Raw genomic sequence first — 19,392 nt, 5'->3', positions numbered from 1 at the left:
CATGACTCTCCTCGATTTCCTGGCCAGCTCCGTGCTGGCCTTCGTTATTTCCACTTTTGTTTTAGGCCTGTTGGTTGGGAGCTTCCTCAATGTGGTGGTTTATCGACTGCCCAAGATGATGGAGCGCGACTGGAAGATTCAGGCCCGGGAAGTACTTGGCTTGCCCGCCGAACCCAAGCCGGACACCTTCAACCTGATCCTTCCGCATTCCAGTTGCACGCAATGCAACCATCGGATTCGTCCGTGGGAAAACCTGCCGGTCATCAGTTATCTGGCCCTTGGCGGAAAATGCTCGAACTGCAAGGCTCCGATCAGCAAGCGCTACCCGCTGGTCGAGCTGGCCTGCGGGATAGTGTCAGGCTATATCGCCTGGCATTTCGGTTTTGGCTGGCAGGCTGCGGCGATGCTGGTGCTGAGCTGGGGTTTGTTGGCCATGAGCCTGATCGATGCCGATCACCAGTTGCTGCCGGACTCTCTGGTGCTGCCATTGTTATGGCTGGGGCTTATCGTCAATGCCTTCGGCTTGTTCAGCTCCCTCAGCGATGCCATGTGGGGAGCGGTGGCCGGCTATCTGGCGCTATGGTCGGTGTTCTGGCTGTTCAAATTGCTCACAGGCAAAGAAGGCATGGGTTACGGTGACTTCAAGTTGCTCGGCATGCTCGGGGCCTGGGGCGGCTGGCAGATTCTGCCGTTGACGATCCTTTTATCGTCGCTGGTGGGCGCTGTGCTGGGCGTGATCCTGATGCGCATTCGCCAGGTCGAGGCGGGAACACCGATTCCCTTCGGTCCTTATCTGGCCATCGCGGGGTGGATCGCTTTGCTCTGGGGTGGTCAAATAACCGACTCCTATTTGCAGTTTGCCGGTTTCAAATGACCAACCCTGCTTTCAAACCCTGGATTCTTGGCCTGACCGGCGGCATCGGTAGCGGTAAAAGTGCAGCGGCACAGTGCTTTATCGACCTGGGTGTCCATACCGTGGATGCCGACCATGTCGCACGTTGGGTGGTCGAACCCGGACGTCCGGCACTGGCGCAGATTGCCGAACACTTCGGCGCTGACGTGCTTCAAGCCAGTGGCGAACTTGATCGTGGCGCTCTGCGTGCGCGGATTTTCCAGCACCCTGAAGAACGACGCTGGCTGGAAGCCTTGCTGCATCCGCTGATCAATCAGGAGATCGTCAGCTATCTGGCTCAGGCTCAATCGCCTTACGCGATTCTGGTTTCACCGCTGCTGATCGAGTCAGGGCAATACAAGATGGTGCAGCGGATTCTGGTGATCGATGCTCCCGAAAACCTGCAAATAGAACGCACCATGCAGCGTGACGGCTCCAGCCAGGAGCAGGTCCAGGCCATTCTGAAGGTCCAGGCGCAACGCGAAGAGCGGCTGCGACATGCCGACAATGTGCTGACCAATGATCGCGACCCGGCGTGGCTGAAAAGCGAAGTCGAGCGGCTGCATCACTTTTTTCTTACTTTGCCCGGAGGCCAATCGTGAGCCAACCAACAACCGTCCAATGCCCGACCTGTGGCGCCCCGGTGGAATGGAGCGCCGCCAGTCCGGCCCGCCCGTTCTGCTCAGATCGCTGCAAGCTGATCGACCTGGGCGCATGGGCATCCGAAGAACATGCGATTCCGGTCAGCCCGGATGCCGAAGACGAGCTGTTCTCCGGCGATCTTGACCGACCGCTACGCGATCACTGACCTTGTCGATCAAGTGCCGACAGTAACTGCTCGGCACTGCTGAACTGCTGCTGGCTAACCAGCTGCCCGTCTCGCAATTGCAACCACAGCACCTTGTCTTCATCGCCAGCATATTGTGGTACGACGCGCGCATCACGGTCTAGGATGACGCGGTAGGAATAGTTACGCATCTTGGGGATCGCAAACAGGCTGGCAATCACACTGGGCATCTTCTGGATATCGGCCAAAAACACGGTTTGCCGAGACTCCAGAAAGCCCTTGGGCTTGTCCTTGAGCGCAACGTTGACCAGTTTGGCCGCATCCATGCTGCGAGCGACCAATAGCGTCTGGGTCTGGTTGTTCAGGGTATAAGGCTGATCGTGCTGGTCGAGCAGCGTCCACGGCGTCAGCTGGTCACCGACTTGCAAAGCCTGGGCGGTCAGTGGCAATAAAGCCAGAAGCAGGATGGGCAAAAATTTCAATGTGCGAGTCCTTGAGCATGAGTGACAGTGGGCATGAATGCTTTCACAGACATGCCTCATAAAGCGGGAAGGGCCTTGGCCGCGACGACCCGCTTGAAGGCAACACATTTTCATCGCCTTCAAACTGGCTGTCGCGGCCAAGGCCCCTCCCACGGGTTGTGAGCCAAACTACCCGTTTTTTGACATCACGACTCTAAAAAACTCAGACATTGAAGCGTCTCAGCAAGCGATCCTGCTGATCCACCTGCTCCACCATCAAAGCACATTGACGTACCTGAACTTCGGCGCTGGCCGCAACTTCATGGCTGATGTCGCGGATATTGGTGGTATTGAGGTTGATCTCTTCAGTGGTCGCGCTCTGCTGTTCTGCGGCAGTGGCGATCTGCATGTTCATGTCATTGATGCGGATGATTGCCTGACGGATATCCGTCAGCATTTCATTGGCCGCACCCGCCTCTTCAGCGGTCTTGCTGGCACTGTCGCGGTTCAGTTGCATACGCGACTCGGCTTGTTTAACGCCGGTCTGCAACTGATCGATCATCTGACGAATTTCCTGGGTCGATTGCTGAGTACGCGACGCCAGCGAGCGAACTTCATCGGCAACCACCGCAAAACCACGCCCGGACTCACCCGCACGCGCTGCTTCGATTGCTGCGTTCAAGGCCAACAGGTTGGTCTGCTCGGCAATGCTGTTGATCACCGACAGAATCGATTCGATATTCTGGCTGAGCCTGGCCAGCTCGGTAATCGCCTGGCTGGCCTCATCCATTTCCACAGCCAGACTCTTGATCGCATCGGTCGAACGCGACACCACACGCACACCACTGTCGACTTCTTCATTGGCAGAGAGCGCCGCCTGAGCCGCAGCCTGAGCGTTACGCGCCACCTCTTCGGCAGTGGAAGCCATCTCCTGCATCGCCGTAGCCAGTTGATCGAGTTCCTGCAATTGTCGTTGCAGGCGGCCATCGGCCTGATTGGCTTCGCCGGAAGTCCGGTTGGTGCTTTCGTGAACCTGCTTCGAGCTGCCCATAACCTGAACGATCAAGGTTTGCAGGCTCTCCATGAAGCGATTGAATTCGCGGGACAGCAGGGCAATTTCATCATTGCCGGAATCAGGCAGACGACGTGTCAGGTCACCTTCACCGTTATTCATTTCACGCAAGGAGGTATGCAAGAGATCAAGCGGCTTGAGCAAGCGCTTCATCAGAGCACCCAACACAATCAGACTGATGAGAACGCCCAGCAAAGTTGCAATCGCAGCTCGCCAGCTCAGGCTGTTGGCCTCAGCCATGACGATACTGTTATCCAGTACAACGCCGATGTACCAGTTCATGCCCTTGAGGTTGGACAGCGGAGTGAAAGACACCAGCAGGTCCTTGCCTGAGGCGCTGACCGGTTGCAGCCTGTTTTCCAGAACCGGGCTCTTGCCCTCGAACAGCTCGCTGTAGCTCTTGCCATTCAACCCGCTGTTCGGGTGAGAAATGATGTTGCCGCTACTACTCATCAGAAAAGCGTAACCGGCACCATTGAAGTCCATGGTGTTAATCGCATCGGATACGCTTTTCAACCGGACATCTCCGCCGATCACGCCAAGAAACTCGCCGGCATTGCGCAGCGGCGTAACGGCAGAAATCAGCGTCTCTCCGGTTGTGGAGTCGACATAGGGCTCGGTGAGCACTGCCTGCCCGGTCGCCTTGCCAGTTGCATACCAAGGGCGCGTGCGGCCATCCCATTCAGGTTTTGGTTTCCAGGAGTCCAGGTTCTTGATCGGCTTGCCATCGCTCTGCAAGGCACCAAAAACCAGAATGAACTCATCCTTGAGCAGCGGGCTGCCAATCAAGTGCTGAAGGTTCTCGGCGCTGTAATTGCTGTCGATATTCTGGCTCAGCAGATCCATGAGCTTGAGCTTGGAGTTCAGCCAGTTCTCGATCTGCCTGGCCAATGTATTGCTCGACTCGGCAATGCTTGCCGAAACCTGCTTGTGAAGAGAGTCACGAACCTTGCTGACCTGCGTCACCGACAACAAACTGGTGGTACAGAACAGTACGAAAGCCGCAGCCAGGCCAGCTTTATGGACAATCTTCATCAAGTCGCTCCGTGCGTTTAGAAAGAAGATTGATCGTAAACAGGATAATGGCTATGTGCAATCAAACGTTTGATTGCACAGACTTTTTACACTTCGCCTATTTGTGACTATCTATTTCATGAATACGAAAAATCATGCCCATGCACGACAGAATATATTCATCAGCGACAGAATCTGCCTGTTACAGGTGATTGGCATGCAGATAATCTCTTTTACATCACACCCGGCGCCGTCCCGGAATTCCCCCGCTTAGACAGGAGAAATGGTGCCAAGCAGACCAATGCCGATGGTCAGAATCAAAAAACCGATCAGGAACAATGCAAGCTTAGCCATCTCAGGCCTCCTACAGAACAGGTTTGCGATACAGCGAGGGCAGGCTCCTCTGGGGGCTGCGGTGTGGGTATTGTGGGGTGGAGGTGGGTTGCGGTACAGATTCAGGTGTTGGAGAAAAATGCGGATCAGATGGGGATGGCATAACTACCGTCCAATGATGATACCAACAGAACTTTCAAGGTTTTCGGGCTAGCTAATAATTAAAATCAGAATAAACAGCATCAGCCAAAACAGAACATGTTGCCAAATCAGACATCTTCACAGCTCCCTTAATCCAATCAATTACGAGGCGGTATTACTTGCAGAATATAATCTGAGCTCCCCCCTTCAAAAGCACAGTACCCAATAGATGACGAATCATGACTATCTTTGGTTAGATAACGATATAAAAAACCACCACGCAGATAATAAACCCTATAAGTACCGACCACTTCATCATCAGAATTTCTAAATATTTTATATTCAGACCCATCAACCTGCGAGTCACGAAACTCTTTGTACTCGACTACATATTCACTTTTCAGCTCACTACTATATGCATGCCTCAACTGCCCTTCTACAAGCTCATAGCGCTTATATTTACCTTTCACAAGGTCAGATGAGTCGACCTCTACAAATTTATATCCTGCTTTCAGGTATTCGTGAGCGCTACGCTCTGGCATGATATTTCGACGATCATAGAATCCATCAACCTGATTTTTTTGATAAACAATAAGTCCCGAAAGCCTGCATAATTTTTTCCACTCAATGTCTGCATACCATTCAGGCAAAATAATAATCGCGGCAACAGCGACAAAAAAGCATATCGAAAATGCACGCCAACGTCTATATCTGAACAAAAGCCCGCAAAAAACAAAAGAAAAAACAAGTATTAAAAAAGCCAGAACAACAAAAATAAATCTAATCAAAACTCATCCCCCTACTCCACTGAGCTTACATTTTTCCTTTGCCGTTTCATTGGCACCAAAAATCAAAAAACATGAGCCATCCGAGACAGCAAAAGTAAATCCCATGGATTTAGCCACACCTTTTCTCAGTAGAGAAACCGTATGATGCATTATGAATTTCTTTTCTCAGTATAAGAGTCAGCGGGATAAGAAAGCGCCCCTAGCCTAGAAGGGGTAATACCCCACCACTGGCCGCTAGATGGATTATAAGAAAAGCCGCTGATATTATCTGGATTAATGTATCCCCCCAAAGATGAAACATGCCCAACAGCTCCCAAACCAGCAACTTTTGCCTAACCTATTCCATTTACAATTGCGCGTCCCCCTTTTGAGTGCTACTCAACGCCATGACAACTTCTTCACAAGTAAACAACAATAATTAAAGGAGCGAATAACAACAACGCTCCCACCCCAGCAACGAGATAGACAAGCCAACCGCCATCCCCTTTATACCGCCCGCCAGTCACGACATAAAGAATTGCAAATCCAATCTTATAAAAAATCTTATGAACTAAAATCTCTAACAAAAAATCCAACACACGTTCACCTCACTAAAATTCAGCAAAACAACAAGCCCCAACAAGGTCGCAAGCTCAAAAAACCTTACGCCATTGCACAGCCACACAAATTTTACGCAAAAAAGAGGGGCACCGTTACCGGCACACCTCTTCCCCCCAGACTTACTGCCAGTTAGCAGCCAGCACTGCCTCCAGTTGCGTTTGTTGCGCAGCCGTCAGGTTTCTCTCTGCTCCTGCATCGACTCCGAATGACGCCATGCTGTCGACCAGGTTTTGTACCTGGCTGTCGAGCAGGGTTTTGCCATCGGCCGTTTTGAACTGATCCACCTGGTAGTCGTTGGCTGCATACCAATTGCTTACCAACACCTTGTCGTTGGTGTCGATGACGCTGACTTCCAGATCGTTGCCACTGCGACGGAACCACAGGTCTTCCAGGCTTACATCGGCGCCGAACTGCAGTACATCCGTGCTGCTGCCGGTGTCGTAGTTGCTGATGGTGTCTCTACCCGAACCGATGCCGAACTCGTAGGTGTCACTGCCATCACCACCACTGAGGTAGTCATTGCCAGCGCCGCCATTGAGCACGTCATTGCCCGTCCCACCATAGAGCGTGTCGTTGCCGGCATCGCCGAAGAGGTTATCGTTGCCTGCGTCGCCATATAGCGTATCGGTGCCAGTGCCGCCGAACAGGTTGTCATTCCCGGCATCACCAAAGAGACTGTCATCGCCGTCGCCAGCGCTGATGACATCGTCACTGGTGTAGCCACGCAGGGTCTGGTCGGATGCACTGCCGAGCAATACTTGCGACTTGATGAGCGACTGGTTCCAGATCGTGCCATCGGCAAATTGCAGTTGGTCGATCTGATAGCCACCCGCTGCGTCCTCAGAGAAGTGGCTCATCACTCGCAGGCTGTCGGTCGTACCATTCACGCGAATGATCAGATCATTGCTCTCACGAACGATGCTGACATCGGTCGCGTTGAGATCAGCAAGCTTCACGGTATCGAGCTTGCCGATACGGCCTTCGTGGGCGTAGTAGATGGTGTCCTGGCCTGCGCCTTTACCGAACAGGTAAGTATCGTCGCCGTTACCGCCGTTCAGTTGATCGTTGCCTGCACCGCCGTCCAGAACATCATTGCCGTCTCCGCCGTAGAGCGTGTCATTTCCGACACCACCCTGCAGCAAGTCATCGCCAGCATCGCCGTTAAGCGTGTCAGCACCAGCACTGCCGGACAAGGTGTCGTTGCCACCGCCGCCGTTGACCGTATCGTCGCCAGCACCTGCGTCGATCACGTCATTGCTGGACGTTCCCGAGAGGGTTTCATCGATGCCCGAGCCTTGCAGTACCTGGAACTTGATCTGGTTCTGATCCCAGAAACTGCCATCGGCAAACTGGATACGGTCGATTTGATAACCGCCAGCGGCGTCGCCCTGGAAGTGGTAGACCACTCGCAGACTGTCGGTGCTGCCCAGCACCCGGATGATCAGGTCGTTACCATCACGGCGCACGCTGACATCAGAGGCATTGAGGTCGGTGAGCTTGATGGTGTCGAGCTTGCCCTCACGATTTTCATAGGCGTAGTAAATCGTGTCTTGACCCGCCCCCTTGCCGAACAGATACGTATCGTTGCCCTCGCCACCGTCGAGTTGATCGTTGCCCAAGCCGCCATCAAGGATGTCATCGCCGATGCCGCCATTGAGCGTGTCGTTGCCCGAACCGCCCTGCAGCAGGTCATTGCCTTCGTTGCCGTTCAGGGTATCGGCACCCGCATTGCCGGCCAGAGTATCGTTACCGGCTGCACCATTGATGATGTCATCACCCGCTCCCGCATCGATGACATCGTCACCACTGGTACCCGACAGGGTTTCTTCAGCTTCACTGCCCTGCAGGACCTGGTTCTTGATAGCTGCCTGATCCCAGAAGCTTCCATCGGCGAACTGGATACGGTCGATTTGATAACCACCCGTGGCGTCACTCTGGAAGTGATAAACCACACGCAGGCTATCAGTGCTGCCCAGCACACGAATGAGCAGGTCGCTACCATCACGACGCACGCTGACATCTGCGGCATTCAGGTCAACCAACTTGACGGTATCGAGCTTGCCAGCACGGCTTTCATAGGCGTAGTAAATGGTGTCCTGACCGGATCCCTTGGCAAACAGATAGGTATCGTCGCCATCTCCGCCATCGAGACGATCGTTACCCGCACCGCCATCAAGGATATCGTTACCAAGACCGCCATTAAGGGTGTCGTTACCCAGACCGCCCAGCAACAGATCATCTCCGGCTTCACCATTGAGAGTATCTGCGCCCTTGCTGCCTGACAGCGTATCGTTGCCGCTGCCACCATTGACGGTGTCGTCACCGGCGCCTGCATCAATGCTGTCATTAGTGGCGGTACCCGCCAGCGTCTCATCGGCATCGGTACCTTGCAGAACGGCGGACTTGATCGCGGCCTGATTCCAGGTGCTACCGTCAGCGAACTGGATCTGGTCGATCTGGTAACCATAGGTTGCGTCATTGGTGAAGTGGCTCACCACGCGCAGGCTGTCGGTGGTGCCCAGCACGCGAATGAGCAAGTCGTTACCCTCGCGACGCACGCTCACATCCACCGCATTCAAGTCGATCAGCTTCACTGTATCGAGCTTGTCTGAGCGCCCCTCATAGGCGTAGTAGATACTGTCCTGACCCGAGCCTTTGCCGAACAGGTAAATGTCGTCGCCATTTCCGCCGTCCAGCATGTCATTGCCAGCACCACCATCGAGTTGGTCGTTGCCATTGCCGCCGTTGAGAGTGTCCTTACCGTCGCCCCCGTTCAGCACATCATTGCCATCCTCGCCATTCAAGGTGTCGGTACCGCTACCGCCCGAAAGGGTGTCGTTGCCGCTGCCACCGTTGATGACATCGTCACCCGCAGCGGCATTGATGGTGTCATCACTGCTCGTACCGGCCAGAGTTTCATCCGCCTCAGTGCCTTGCAGCACTTGCGCCTTGATCGCGGTTTGATCCCAGAAGCTGCCATCAGCAAACGCAATCTGGTCGATCTGATAACCCGCAGTGGCATCGCTCATGAAGTGATAGACAACGCGCAAGGTGTCGGTCGTGCCGTTGATACGGATCACCAGGTCATAACCATCACGCGCCACGCTGACATCGGCGGCATTGAGATCAACCAGTTTCACCTGATCGACCTTGCCTGCGCGGCTTTCATTGGCGTAGTAGATGGTGTCCTGGCCCGAGCCTTTACCGAACAGATAGGTATCGTCACCGGCACCGCCATCCAGGCGATCATTACCAGCACCGCCATCGAGGATGTCATTGCCGCTGCCACCGTAGAGGATGTCGTTGCCCGATCCGCCTTGCAGCAGGTCGTTACCCTCGTCGCCGTTCAGGGTATCGGCACCATCGCCTCCCAACAGGCTGTCGTTGCCTGCTGCGCCACTGAGGGTGTCGTCGCCTGCGCCGCCATCGATCAGATCATCGCTGGCAAAACCGGCCAGTGTCTGATCAGCAGGGCTGCTGGTCAGCACTTGTACTTTTATTGCGCTCTGATCCCAGAAGCTGCCGTCGGCAAACTCGATACGATCGATCTGATAACCAGCCGTGGCGTCGCTCATGAAGTGATAGACAACGCGCAAGCTGTCGGTCGTGTTGTTGATACGAACAACCAGGTCATAACCATCGCGTGCGACGCTGACATCTGCTGCATTCAGGTCAACCAGTTTGATGGTATCGACCTTGCCGACACGACTTTCGTTGGCGTAGTAGATGGTATCCTGGCCCGAGCCCTTGCCGAACAGGTAGGTATCGTCACCGGCACCACCATCCAGGCGATCATTACCCGCACCGCCATCGAGTACATCGTTGCCAGCACCGCCGTTGAGGGTGTCATTGCCCGACCCACCTTGCAGCAGATCATTACCCTCTTCACCGTTCAGGGTATCGGCACCCGAACCACCGGCCAGGCTGTCGTTGCCAGCACCACCGCTGATGGTGTCGTCGCCGGCACCCGCTTCGATCAGATCATCGGTGGCGTAACCCGCCAGAGACTGGTCGGCATCATTGCCTTGCAGTACCTGAGTCTTGATCGCGTCCTGATCCCAGGCGCTGCCATCGGCAAACTGGATGCGGTCGATCTGATAACCGGAGGTCGCATCACCCATGAAGTGATAAACGACGCGCAGGGTATCGGTCGTGCCGTTGATACGAATAACCAGGTCATAACCGTCACGCGCCACGCTAACATCGGCAGCATTCAGATCAACCAGTTTGACCTGATCAAGCTTGCCTGCACGACTTTCATTGGCGTAGTAGATGGTGTCCTGACCCGAGCCCTTACCGAACAGGTAGGTATCGTCACCGACACCACCGTCAAGACGGTCATTACCCGCTCCACCATCGAGGATGTCATTGCCTGACCCGCCATTAAGGACGTCATTGCCCGCCCCGCCTTGCAGCAGGTCATTGCCCTCGTCGCCGTTCAGGGTATCGGCACCGGAACCACCGGACAGGTTGTCGTTGCCAGCAGCACCACTGAGGGAGTCGTCACCGGCACCGCCCTCGATCAGATCATCGCTGGCGTAACCCCACAGAGACTGATCGGCATCACGCCCTTCCAGAACCTGGGTCTTGATGGCCTGCAGATCCCAGACGCTACCATCGGCAAACTGGATCTGGTTGATCTGATAGCCATAGGTCGCATCGTTGATGAAGTGATTGCTGACTCGAATGCTGTCCGTGGTACCGATCACCCTGATCACAAGGTCACTGCTTTCACGGGAGACGATCACATCGCTGCTGTTCAGCCCGACCAGTTGGACGGTATCGACCTTGTTCTGCGTTGAATCATAAGCCGAGACAATATCCTGGCCTGAGCCCTTGCCGAACAAGTAGGTATCATTACCGGCACCGCCATCCAGACGGTCATTGCCCGCACCACCATCAAGTACATCGTTACCGGCGCCACCGTTGAGGGTGTCATTACCGGCACCGCCTTGCAGCAGATCGTTACCCTCTTCACCATTCAGGGTATCGGCACCGGCACCACCTTCGATCAGATCATCGCTGGCGTAGCCCCACATAGACTGATCGGCATCACGCCCCTTCAGCACCTGGGTCTTGATGGCCTGCTGATCCCAGACAGTGCCATCTGCGAACTGGATCTGGCTGATCTGATAACCATAGGTCGCATCGCTCACGAAGTGGCTGCTGACTCGAATGCTGTCCGTGGTACCGATCACCCTGATCACCAGGTCATTGCTTTCCCGGGAAACAATCACATCGCTGCTGTTCAGCCCGACCAGCCTGACGGTATCGACCTTGTTCTGCGTTGAATCATAAGCCGAGACAATGTCCTGGCCCGAGCCCTTGCCGAACAGGTAGGTGTCATCACCGGCACCGCCATCCAGACGGTCATTGCCCGCACCGCCATCAAGCACATCGTTGCCGACACCACCGTTGAGGGTGTCATTACCGGCACCACCTTGCAGCAGATCATTACCCTCTTCACCGTTCAGGGTATCGGCACCGGAACCACCGACCAGACTGTCGTTGCCAGCACCACCGCTGAGGGTATCGTCACCAGCACCACCATCGATCTGGTCATCACTGGCGTAGCCCCACAGAGACTGGTCGACATCACTGCCCTGTAGCACCTGGGTCTTGATGGCCTGCTGATCCCAGATGCTGCCATCTGCAAACTGGATCTGGCTGATCTGATAACCATAAGTCGCATCGCTGACAAAGTGGCTGCTGACTCGGAGGATGTCCGTGGTACCGATTACCTTGATCACCAGGTCATTACTTTCGCGAGTCACAGTGACATCGCTGCTGTTGAGCCCGACCAGCCTGACGGTATCGACCTTGTTCTGCGCTGGATCATAAGCCGAGACAGTATCCTGGCCTGAACCTGCGCCAAACAGATAGGTGTCATTGCCAGAACCACCGTCCAGACGGTCATTACCGGCACCACCGTCTAGCACATCGTCGCCACCATAACCGTAGAGCGTATCGTTACCGGCACCACCGGTGAGGGTTTCGCTTCCTTCCGTGCCGGAGACAGTCAATGCACTGACCACTGCAGGTGTGAACAGATTGGCGCTGATGTCTTCCTTGTTCCAGATCACCCCATCGGCAAATTGCACCTGATCAATGCCATAGCCATAGATGGCACTGCTGTAGAAGTGCGAGCTGACCCGCAGGGTTTCACCGCTGCTCGTGATCTGAATGATCAGATCATCAGACTCACGGCGCAGCACCACATCGGCAGCATTCAGGCCTTCCAGGCGAATCACGTCCTGCTTGTTGGCCGTGGTGTCGTTGTAGGAATAGTTATTGATGGTGTCCTGGCCCGAGCCCTTGCGGAACACATAAGTGTCGGAGCCATAGTCACCACTCAACGAGTCATTGCCACTGCCTCCATCCAGAGTGTCGTTGCCATCCCCACCATTGAGGGTGTCACGGCCATCACCACCGTTGAGAATGTCATCACCGGCACGGCCATTCAGGGTGTCGTTGCCCGACAGGCCAAACAGACTGTCTGCCGACTCGTACCCTGTCAGGGTCTCATCGACTTCCGTACCGGTCAGCAGCGCTGTACGAATCTGCTCATTGCTCAGCACCGTACCATCGGCAAACTGCACCTGATCAATGTTATAGCCGTAGAGAGCGCTGGTGCTGAAATGCGAGCTGACCCGCAGGGTTTCACCGCTGTCCTTGATCTGGATGATCAGGTCATCGGACTCACGGCGCATCACAACATCGGCAGCGTTCAGGCCCTCCAGACGGATCACGTCCAGTTTGTTGGCGGTGGTGTCGTTGTAGGCGTAGTTGCTGATGGTGTCCTGGCCCGAGCCCTTGCGGAATACGTAGGTGTCGGAGCCGTAGTCACCACTCAACAAGTCATTGCCACTGCCTCCATCCAGAGTGTCGTTGCCATCTCCACCATTGAGGGTGTCATTGCCATCGCCGCCGTCGAGGATATCGTCACCGGCACGACCATTCAGGGTGTCGTTGCCCGACAGGCCGAACAGATTGTCTGCCGACTCGTAACCTGTAACGGTCTCATCAACTTCGGTACCGGTCAGCAGAGCCGTACGAATCTGTTCGTTGCTCAGCGTCGTGCCATCGGCAAACTGAATCTGGTCAATGTTATAGCCGTAGAGAACGCTGGTGCTGAAGTGCGAGCTGACCCGCAGGGTTTCACCGCCGTCCTTGATCTGGATGATCAGGTCATCGGACTCACGGCGCATCACCACATCGGCAGCATTCAGGCCTTCCAGACGAATCACGTCCAGTTTGTTGGCCGCGGTGTCGTTGTAGGCGTAGTTGCTGATGGTGTCCTGGCCCGAGCCCTTGCGGAACACGTAAGTGTCGGAGCCATAGCCACCGTCCAGCGAGTCGTTACCGATACCGCCGTCCAAGGTGTCGTTGCCATAACCGCCAGTCAGCGTGTCATTGCCTGCACCACCCAGCAACGTGTCGTTACCGTCTTCACCGTTAAGGGTGTCGCGGCCGTCACCACCGTCGAGAATGTCATCACCGGCACGACCATTCAGGGTGTCGTTGCCCGACAGGCCGAACAGACTGTCGGCAGACTCGTAACCTGTAAGGGTTTCATCGACTTCCGTACCGGTCAGCAACGCCGTACGGATCTGCTCATTCGTCAGTACCGTGCCATCGGCAAACTGCACCTGATCGATGCCATAGCCATAGATCGCACTGCTGTAGAAGTGCGAGCTGACCCGCAAGGTTTCACCGCTGTCCTTGATCTGGATGATCAGGTCATCGGACTCACGACGCATCACTACATCACCAGCGTTCAGACCTTCCAGACGGATCACGTCCTGCTTGTTGGCCGTGGTGTCGTTGTAGGAATAGTTATTGATGGTGTCCTGGCCCGCCCCCTTGCGGAACACATAAGTGTCGGAGCCATAGCCGCCATCCAGTGAGTCATTACCACTGCCGCCGTCCAGGGTGTCGTTGCCATAACCACCGTTCAGCGTGTCATTGCCTGCGCCACCCAGCAGCGTGTCGTTGCCATCCTCACCGTTGAGGGTGTCACGGCCATCGCCACCGTCGAGGATATCGTCACCGGCACGACCATTCAGGGTGTCGTTGCCCGACAGGCCGAAGAGGCTGTCGGCAGACTCATACCCTGTCAGTGTCTCATCGACTTCCGTACCGGCCAGCAACGCCGTACGAATCTGCTCATTGCTCAGCACCGTACCATCGGCAAACTGCACCTGGTCAATGTTATAGCCGTAGAGAACGCTGGTGCTGAAATGCGAGCTGACCCGCAGGGTTTCACCGCTGTCCTTGATCTGAATGATCAGGTCATCGGACTCACGGCGCATCACCACATCGGCAGCGTTCAGGCCCTCCAGACGAATCACGTCCAGTTTGTTGACCGTGGTGTCGTTGTAGGCGTAGTTGCTGATGGTGTCCTGGCCCGAGCCCTTGCGGAACACATAGGTGTCGGAGCCGTAACCGCCATCCAGCGAGTCATTACCAGCGCCGCCGTCCAGAGTGTCATTGCCATAGCCACCGGTGAGGGTGTCATTGCCTGCCTCGCCCAGCAGCGTATCGTTGCCATCTTCACCGTAGAGCGTGTCCTTGCCGTCACCACCTTCCAGGGTGTCGTTACCGGCACGGCCGTAGAGAGTGTCGTTGCCCTGGGCGCCGGACAAACGGTCATCGCTCGCGTAACCGGTAATGCTGTCGTCGATTTCTGTACCGATCAGCAAGGCTGCTGTGATCTGAGCCTGATCCCAGACGACACCATCAGCGAACTGCAACTGGTTGATCGCATAGCCATAGCTTGGATCGCTGTAGAAATGCGAGCTGACCCGCAGGGTTTCGCCCGTCTGACGAATCTGGATCACCAGGTCATCAGACTCGCGGCGGATGCTGACATCTTCCGTGGTCAGCCCCTCCAGACGCACAATATCCAGCTTGTCCGGCGTGGTGTCGTTGTAGGCATAGTTGTTGATAGTGTCGCGGCCATAACCCTTGCCGAATACATAGGTGTCAGAGCCTTTGCCGCCGTCCAGGGTGTCGTTACCGGCACCACCGTCAAGCAGGTCGTTACCCGTTCCACCGCTCAGAGCATCGTTACCTGCACCACCCAGCAGCGTATCGTTACCTTCCTCGCCAGAGAGTGTGTCCTTACCGTCCCCACCGTCGAGCAGGTCATCGCCAGCACGGCCGCTCAAGGTGTCATTGCCCGACAGGCCGATGAGTTCATCGTCGCTGGCATAGCCAGTAACGCTGTCATCACCCTCAGTACCAATCAGCAAGGCTGCCGTGATCTTTGCCTCATCCCAGACAGTGCCATCGGCAAACTGCAACTGGTTGATCGCATAGCCATAGCTTTGATCGCTGTAGAAATGCGAGCTGACCCGCAGGGTTTCGCCGGTCTGGCGAATCTGGATCAGAAGGTCGTCGGATTCGCGGCGGATACTGACATCACTGGTATTCAGACCCTCCAGGCGAACGACATCCAGCTTGTTGGGCGTGCTGTCGTTGTAGGAGTAGTTGCTGATGGTGTCCTGCCCGGAGCCCTTGCGATAAACATAGATATCAGAGCCCTTGCCACCCTCCAGGGAATCATTACCGGCACCGCCATCAAGCGTATCGTTGCCTGCGCCACCGGACAGGGTATCGTTGCCAAGACCACCCAAAAGAGTGTCATTGCCCTCTTCGCCGTAGAGGGTATCGCGACCATCACCACCACTGAGCAAGTCGTCGCCAGCACGACCATTAAGTGTGTCATCACCTTCCAGGCCAATCAGCTCATCAGCTGTCGCATAGCCGGTAATGCTGTCGCTGCCCTCTGTGCCAATCAAAAGCGCTGAAGTGATTTTGGCCTGGTCCAAGACCGTGCCATCGGCAAACTGCAACTGATCGATCGCATAGCCATAGCTTTGATCGCTGTAGAAATGCGAACTGACCCGCAGAGTTTCGCCCGTTTGACGGATCTGAATAATCAGATCGTCGGACTCGCGGCGGATACTCACGTCATCGGCGTTCAAGCCTTCCAGACGGACAACATCGAGCTTGTTCAGCGTAGTGTCGTTGTAGGCATAGTTGCTGATGGTGTCCTGGCCCGAACCTTTGCGGAACACGTAAGTATCGGAGCCAAAGCCGCCGTCCAGCGAGTCATTGCCGCTGCCGCCGTCCAGAATATCGTTGCCAGAACCGCCAGAGAGCGTGTCATTGCCAGCGCCACCCAGAAGGGTGTCATCACCCGCCTCGCCGTTCAGGGTATCTCGACCGTCACCGCCATCGAGTACATCATTGCCATTACGCCCGTTGAGGGTGTCATTGCCAGCCAACCCGGACAGCGTATCGGCAGTGTCATAACCCGTGATGGTGTCGTTGCCTTCAGTGCCATTGAGAAGGCTGGCGGTAATTTGCGCTCGATCCCAGACGGTGCCGTCGGCAAATTGCAGTTGATCGATGGCATAACTCCAGTTGCTGGAATCAGCACTGAAATGCGAACGGATACGCAGGGTTTCGCCAGTCTCACGAATCTGCACAATCAGATCATCGGACTCGCGACGCAGACTGACATCTTCGCCATTCAAACCATCGAGACGCACTACATCGAGTTTGTTGACAGTCGTATCGTTGTAAGTCGAGTTATCGATTGCATCGGAGCCAGACCCTTTGGCGAAGATATAGGTGTCCGATCCCTTACCGCCTTCAAGCGTGTCATTACCCGCACCGCCATCCAGAACATCGTTACCGTTTCCGCCACTCAGACTGTCGTTGTCGGCACCGCCGAGCAGCGTGTCATCACCGTCGTCGCCATATAACGTATCGCGCCCGGCACCTCCCAGCAGAGTGTCGTTGCCAAGGGCACCATAGAGCGTGTCATTGCCTGCCAGACCTTGGAGGGTATCGTCGGTGTCGTAACCGGTAAGCGTGTCGTTGAACTCGCCCCCCGTCAGCAGAGATGCCTTGATTTGCTCCACGCCCCAGACCGTACCGTCAGCGAACTGCAGTTGATCGATGGCGTAGTTGTAGTAAGTACTGGCGGGAGAGAAGTGCGAGGAAACCCGCAGGGTATCGCCGGTTTCCTTGATCTGGATGACCAGGTCACTGGACTCGCGACGCAGACTGATGTCGCTCAGGTTGAGCCCTTCCAGACGGATCACATCCTGCTTGCCCACCGCAGTTTCGTTGTAGACGCCGTTAGAAATGCTGTCCTGGCCAGAGCCCTTGCGGAAGACATAGGTATCGGAACCATAGCCGCCATCCAACGAGTCGTTACCGCTGCCGCCATCAAGTACGTCATTGCCATAGCCGCCACTGAGCGAGTCATTACCTGCACCACCCAGCAAGGTGTCGTTACCTTCGTCACCATTCAAGGTGTCCGCACCGTTGCCGCCGTCAAGCACGTCATCGCCTGCACGGCCACTGAGCGTGTCATTTCCATCCAGCCCGGAAAGGCTGTCTGCTGTGGCATAACCTGTAAGGGTGTCAGCCACCTCCGAAGCCTGGATAACGGCAGACTTTATCTGCGCGCCATCCCACACGGAACCATCGGCAAACTTCAGTTGGTCGATGGCATAGGCCGTGGTGCCGTCCTGGCTGAAATGCGAACGTACGGTCAGGGTATCGCCTGTCGCCTTGATCTGAATGACAAGGTCGTCGCTCGAACGCGAGAACCGCAGATCGGCTGGATTGAGGCCATCGAGCTGGATGGCATCAACCTTGTCTGAGGCTGTTTCGGAGTAGGTACCATTATTGATAACGTCCTGACCATAGCCCTTGGCAAACCGATAAGTGTCGGAGCCACGACCACCATCAAGGGTATCGTTGCCGGTGCCGCCATCCAGGATGTCGTTACCGTCTTCGCCATACAGGTAATCCGAGCCGGCACCACCGTTCAGGGTGTCCTGACCAATGCCGCCGTATAAGGTGTCGTTACCACCATCACCATTCAGCACATCGTCACCGGCAAGGCCGCTGAGGGTGTCGCCTCCCAGGCCGCCACTGACACGATCATCAGATGCGTAGCCCGTAAGAACATCGCTGCCATCGGTGCTGAGGACAGCCATGACCTTGACTTGCTCGATACTCCATTGAGTCCCGTCAGCAAATCGGATCTGCTCCAGAGCGTAAGGAGTATCTCCGTCATTATGGAAGTAACTGGAAACAGTGATCTTGTCAGAGGCGTTTTTCAACGACAAGACAAGATCAGAACCTGAACGGGTGATAACGATGTCAGTCGGCAAGATATCTGCCGCGAACTCGATAACATCGAGCTTGCCAACACTGGAGTCGTAGTTATTGATCGAATCCTGACCCCAGCCACGGCTGAAACGGTAAGTGTCGGAACCCTCTCCGCCATAGAGATAATCGTTGCCGATACCGCCATCCAGGATATCGTTGCCCGAGTCGCCATACAGAGTGTCATTGCCCGCATCGCCCAGCAGCGTGTCGTTGCCCTCACCGGCAGTCAAATAATCCGAGCCATCGCCACCTGACAGTTGATCTGCACCAGTGCCGCCGTACAGATAGTCGTTGCCAGCTTCGCCGAGCAAGGTGTCATTACCCGCCAGACCTTGAAGCGTGTCATCACCCAGGCCGCCACGAAGGGTATCGTCTGAGGAATAACCCCATATAGAGTCATTACCATCAGTAGCGACGACAACCATCGCCTTGATTTCATCTACAGACCACTGAGTACCATTAGCAAAACGTATGCTTTCCAGTGCATAAGGACCAGCAGCGTCACGGTTGAAATAGCTACTGACAGTGATACGATCAGTGCTGCCACGTCGACTCAACAGCAGATCATCATAATAACGGCTTACAATAATATCGGAAGGCGCAATTTCTTCGGAAAACTCTATGGCGTCCTGTTTGTTAGTCGTCAGGTCATAGTTATTGACAGTGTCTTGTCCCCAGCCGGAACGAAAGAAATAGGTATCCGAGCCATCGCCACCGTAGAGGTAATCATTACCGGCATCACCTAGCAGAAGATCATCACCAACGTCGCCATAAATATTATCACTGCCCTCCCCACCACTTAGTACATCGGCACCCACTCCGCCACCAAGATAATCATTATCATCACCTCCAATAAGGAAGTCATTGCCACCGCCGCCCGCTAAATAATCATTACCTTTTGCACCGACCAGAAAATCGTCTTGCTCCGTACCATTGTAACTATCTCCGGCAACCGTACCCAACAGCACGGCATTTTTTCCACCGTATACATCTTTCAACTGTGCCAGGCCAACATCATCAAGCTCATTTAGCCAAGTTGATATCGACTCGTTCCACATACCTTTCTTCAACGAAGCGCCCAACTCTGCTCCGTCTACAATGGCCTT

General features: G+C 55.2%; 7 protein-coding genes and 1 pseudogene. 3 read left to right on the top strand and 5 right to left on the bottom strand.

The features are described from left to right. Position 1: 1 nt before the first annotated feature. The 3 genes from JL015_RS13240 to yacG are packed head-to-tail and all read left to right on the top strand — an operon-like array spanning position 2 to position 1,700. Complete coding sequence (locus tag JL015_RS13240; RefSeq protein ID WP_201018757.1) at positions 2–874, top strand: prepilin peptidase; 873 nt, start codon at positions 2–4, stop codon at positions 872–874. Continuing rightward, the gene (gene coaE, locus JL015_RS13235; RefSeq protein ID WP_201018756.1) at positions 871–1,494 is read left to right on the top strand and encodes a dephospho-CoA kinase; all 624 of its coding nucleotides are present in this window, start codon (positions 871–873) and stop codon (positions 1,492–1,494) included. The genes JL015_RS13240 and coaE overlap by 4 nt, the downstream gene beginning before the upstream one ends. Then, on the top strand, positions 1,491–1,700 hold the full coding sequence (yacG, locus tag JL015_RS13230; RefSeq protein WP_095067745.1) for a DNA gyrase inhibitor YacG: 210 nt from the start codon (positions 1,491–1,493) through the stop codon (positions 1,698–1,700). Before coaE ends, yacG begins: the two co-directional genes overlap by 4 nt. Here the strand turns inward: yacG and JL015_RS13225 are convergent. From JL015_RS13225 to JL015_RS13205, 5 genes and pseudogenes are all read right to left on the bottom strand, one after another. Next, positions 1,694–2,161, bottom strand: a complete 468-nt coding sequence (locus tag JL015_RS13225) for a hypothetical protein (protein WP_201005866.1) — start codon at positions 2,159–2,161, stop codon at positions 1,694–1,696. The genes yacG and JL015_RS13225 overlap by 7 nt on opposite strands. 202 nt (positions 2,162–2,363) lie before the next feature. Continuing rightward, positions 2,364–4,247: a methyl-accepting chemotaxis protein gene (locus tag JL015_RS13220; protein ID WP_201018755.1), complete on the bottom strand. Its 1,884-nt coding sequence runs from the start codon at positions 4,245–4,247 to the stop codon at positions 2,364–2,366. Between the two features lie 611 nt (positions 4,248–4,858). After that, positions 4,859–5,488 carry a hypothetical protein gene (locus JL015_RS13215; RefSeq protein ID WP_201018754.1) on the bottom strand — a complete coding sequence of 210 codons (630 nt, stop codon included), beginning with the start codon at positions 5,486–5,488 and terminating at the stop codon, positions 4,859–4,861. Between the two features lie 398 nt (positions 5,489–5,886). Beyond that, positions 5,887–6,066 carry a hypothetical protein gene (locus tag JL015_RS13210; protein WP_201018753.1) on the bottom strand — a complete coding sequence of 60 codons (180 nt, stop codon included), beginning with the start codon at positions 6,064–6,066 and terminating at the stop codon, positions 5,887–5,889. 141 nt (positions 6,067–6,207) lie between these two features. Next, positions 6,208–19,254: pseudogene (locus JL015_RS13205) on the bottom strand (calcium-binding protein); the annotation flags it as partial. Positions 19,255–19,392: the final 138 nt, after the last annotated feature.

This window comes from Pseudomonas cichorii (assembly GCF_015471405.1).
GTDB classification, from domain to species: domain Bacteria; phylum Pseudomonadota; class Gammaproteobacteria; order Pseudomonadales; family Pseudomonadaceae; genus Aquipseudomonas; species Aquipseudomonas serbiensis.
The sequence above is the reverse complement of the archived record's forward strand: the minus strand, read 5'-3'. Positions and strand labels throughout refer to the sequence as shown.

Excerpts from the sequence above, each read along its gene's own strand:
- JL015_RS13240 (WP_201018757.1), top strand. The coding sequence starts at position 2 with ATGACTCTCCTCGATTTCCTGGCCAGCTCCGTGCTGGCCTTCGTTATT.
- coaE (WP_201018756.1), top strand. The coding sequence starts at position 871 with ATGACCAACCCTGCTTTCAAACCCTGGATTCTTGGCCTGACCGGCGGC.
- JL015_RS13220 (WP_201018755.1), bottom strand. The coding sequence starts at position 4,247 with ATGAAGATTGTCCATAAAGCTGGCCTGGCTGCGGCTTTCGTACTGTTC.